Below are 2511 nucleotides of genomic sequence, written 5' to 3' on the forward strand. Positions count from 1 at the left end.
CGACCACCCGGAGATAGGGATCGTCAGGAGACAGCCGCTCTACAGCCTTATCGGCGATCAGACGATTGCAGACCTGATGAACCGGCCCGAGCTGTTCACGGAGATCTGGGATCAGTGCCTGCGAGACTGAGCGCGGGCAGCCGCTTATGAGCACTCTTCTTTACCAGTGAAAATACCCGCTCCTGGATCTCATTTTCAGCTTTCCAGTGATTCCCTTCAAGGAATTCGAGTGCAGAATCAAGCTCTGCATATGAGATCCCAATCTCTTTCTCATCACTCTGGCCCTGCCAGAGACCGGCAGACGGCTCCTTCTTCATAATTGCATCAGGTATCCCCAGCTCTTCTCCCAGAAGATAGACTTCTTTTTTAAAAAGATGAAGAATTGGCTGGAGATCTGCTGCATTATCTCCCCATTTGGTACAGTATCCGATGAAATACTCTGTTTTATTTGAGGTGCCAATGACAAGACAATTCCTGAGATTTGCCTGGAAGTACAATATTGCCATCCGTGTCCGTGCCATCAGGTTACCAGTGAGGTGCGGCTTGTCGACAAAGCCGTCCATCCGGCGGTATGCCTCGATGATACCATCAATCGGGATGATCTGAAGTGCAACTGCAAGCCTGTCACAGAGTTCCCGGACATCCCTTTCATCTGCCGAAGGCGTAGTTGCAGAAGGGAGGAAGAATGCGAATACGCGCTCACTGCCGACAGCTGCTGTCGCCAGAGCGGCAACCACCGCTGAGTCGATCCCGCCTGATATTCCAAGAACCACTCCGTCTGCTCCCGAAGACCAGATCCCCTGCCTGATGAGGTTCTCGACCCGTGTCTTTTCACAGCCGATATCACACTGCATGATGATCAGGGATAGGTTGTACTCCGATACTACTGTTTGGTATCGGGTATGCAGGATCGAATCCTTTTGCCGATATGGTACACTGCATAGAGTGTTGAGGGGTGGCGTGCGGTATATGCTCCGAGAACTGCCTGGATATCCACGCCGCTTTCGTCTCTTTCCTCCCGCTCATCAAAAACCCAGTCAGAATGGAGGGCGGCATAGAGCCGGACCTCATGTGCCGGAATGGTTTCAAGAGGATAGATCCAGCGAATCTCCTCTGTTCCGGATTTGGATCCAAGAGATCTGATATCTCCCGATATAAATGCCCTGAAGACAGCTTCAGCCTCATCATCAAGGGTCTTTCCACTGGCAACAGCTCTGATCCCCGCACCTGATGCACATGCTGCAATATCCTCTTCTATTGTATGCTCAGGATTTCTCTTTTCGATCTGAAGGAAAACCCCCGCAGACGCAGCGATCTCTTCTGCACTTCTGCGAGCAACGCCTGCGCCATTATCGATATGAAGGGCATCCAGTTTGATATCACGTCTCTTCTCAGTGAGTTTCAGAAGGATCGAAAGGACAGTGGCGGATGCGTATCCTCCGCTCAGGGCAACGCAGATCCGATCCCCTGATCGGAGCCAACGGTTCCTGCGGATCTCCCGTTTTGCCTTTGCCTCCAGATCACGGATGAAGTGATCCCGGCAGAGTATCTGTCCTGAATAGCGCTGGCTGATGATTGCATCATTCCTGCACTTTGTACAGCGCAGATCGCCATCCCTGATCATAGCCTTCGATCACACCCTTATTAGATTGATGTATCTCATCACCAGTAAATACAATCGTATGGAATCTGCCTCCTAACCTGACAGGATCGAATGGGATTCGAAGATGCCCTGTCATCGGGAAGACAGGGCAGCAGGTATCATGATATTTTTCATCTCAGCAATCCAATAATAAGTACAATGCCACCCTCTGCCGATATAGTGCGGGATCTCCACAAGTACGAATACACGATCCTCTATGCAATAGAACGTCTCATGAAACGATACCGGTGGGTTCCTTTTGATGATCTGAAACGGATCACCCGCCTCTCGAAGAATGAACTTGAATATCGGCTGGGTGAACTGATGGAGAAAGATCTCATCAGCTACAATGCCGTCCCCTACCCCGGGTATGGGCTCGTCTTTGCGGGATATGACTGCCTTGCCCTCCATACCCTTGCGGGTAGAAAAACGATCTCGGCACTTGGCTCCCTCATCGGGGTGGGGAAAGAGTCCGAGGTGTACGAAGCCCTTGGCCTTGGGGTGATCGTCCTGAAGTTCCACCGGGTTGGCCAGCACTCATTCCAGTCGGTCAGGTTGAAACGGGACTATATGACAGATAATTCCCACTGCCCCTGGATCTTTGCCTCTACCCTCTCTGCAGAGCAGGAGTACGAAGCATTGTTACGTCTCACCGGAAAGGTCAGGGTGCCTGTTCCAATTGACAGGAGCAGAAACACGATAGCCATCTCCTATATCCCTGGTGTGAACCTGAACCAGTGCACCCTGGCAGATCCCCGTCCTGTCTATGAGGAACTGATTAGCGAGATGCAGAAGACCTACTCGATGGGAATCATCCATGCTGATTTCTCCGAATACAATGTAATGGTGAATGAAGACCATTGCTGGAT

General features: G+C 51.2%; 3 protein-coding genes. 1 reads left to right on the forward strand and 2 read right to left on the reverse strand.

Annotation, left to right across the window (positions count from 1 at the left end; translation table 11 throughout):
- Positions 1 to 95: 95 nt before the first annotated feature.
- Both QCH34_RS10620 and QCH34_RS10625 read right to left on the reverse strand, forming a co-directional pair.
- Positions 96 to 854, reverse strand: a complete 759-nt coding sequence (locus QCH34_RS10620) for an NAD+ synthase (RefSeq protein ID WP_300333911.1) — start codon at positions 852 to 854, stop codon at positions 96 to 98.
- A gap of 29 nt (positions 855 to 883) precedes the next feature.
- A complete protein-coding gene (locus QCH34_RS10625; RefSeq protein ID WP_300333913.1) occupies positions 884 to 1624 on the reverse strand; it encodes a hypothetical protein in 741 nt (246 codons plus the stop codon).
- A 177-nt stretch (positions 1625 to 1801) separates the two neighbouring features.
- Between QCH34_RS10625 and QCH34_RS10630 the strand changes: the two genes are divergently transcribed.
- The coding region (locus QCH34_RS10630) for an RIO1 family regulatory kinase/ATPase (protein ID WP_300333916.1) at positions 1802 to 2511 on the forward strand (710 nt) is incomplete at its 3' end.

The organism is Methanocalculus sp., assembly GCF_029762515.1.
In the GTDB taxonomy this organism is placed as follows: domain Archaea; phylum Halobacteriota; class Methanomicrobia; order Methanomicrobiales; family Methanocorpusculaceae; genus Methanocalculus.

Excerpts from the sequence above, each read along its gene's own strand:
- QCH34_RS10620 (WP_300333911.1), bottom strand. The coding sequence starts at position 854 with ATGCAGTGTGATATCGGCTGTGAAAAGACACGGGTCGAGAACCTCATC.
- QCH34_RS10625 (WP_300333913.1), bottom strand. The coding sequence starts at position 1,624 with ATGATCAGGGATGGCGATCTGCGCTGTACAAAGTGCAGGAATGATGCA.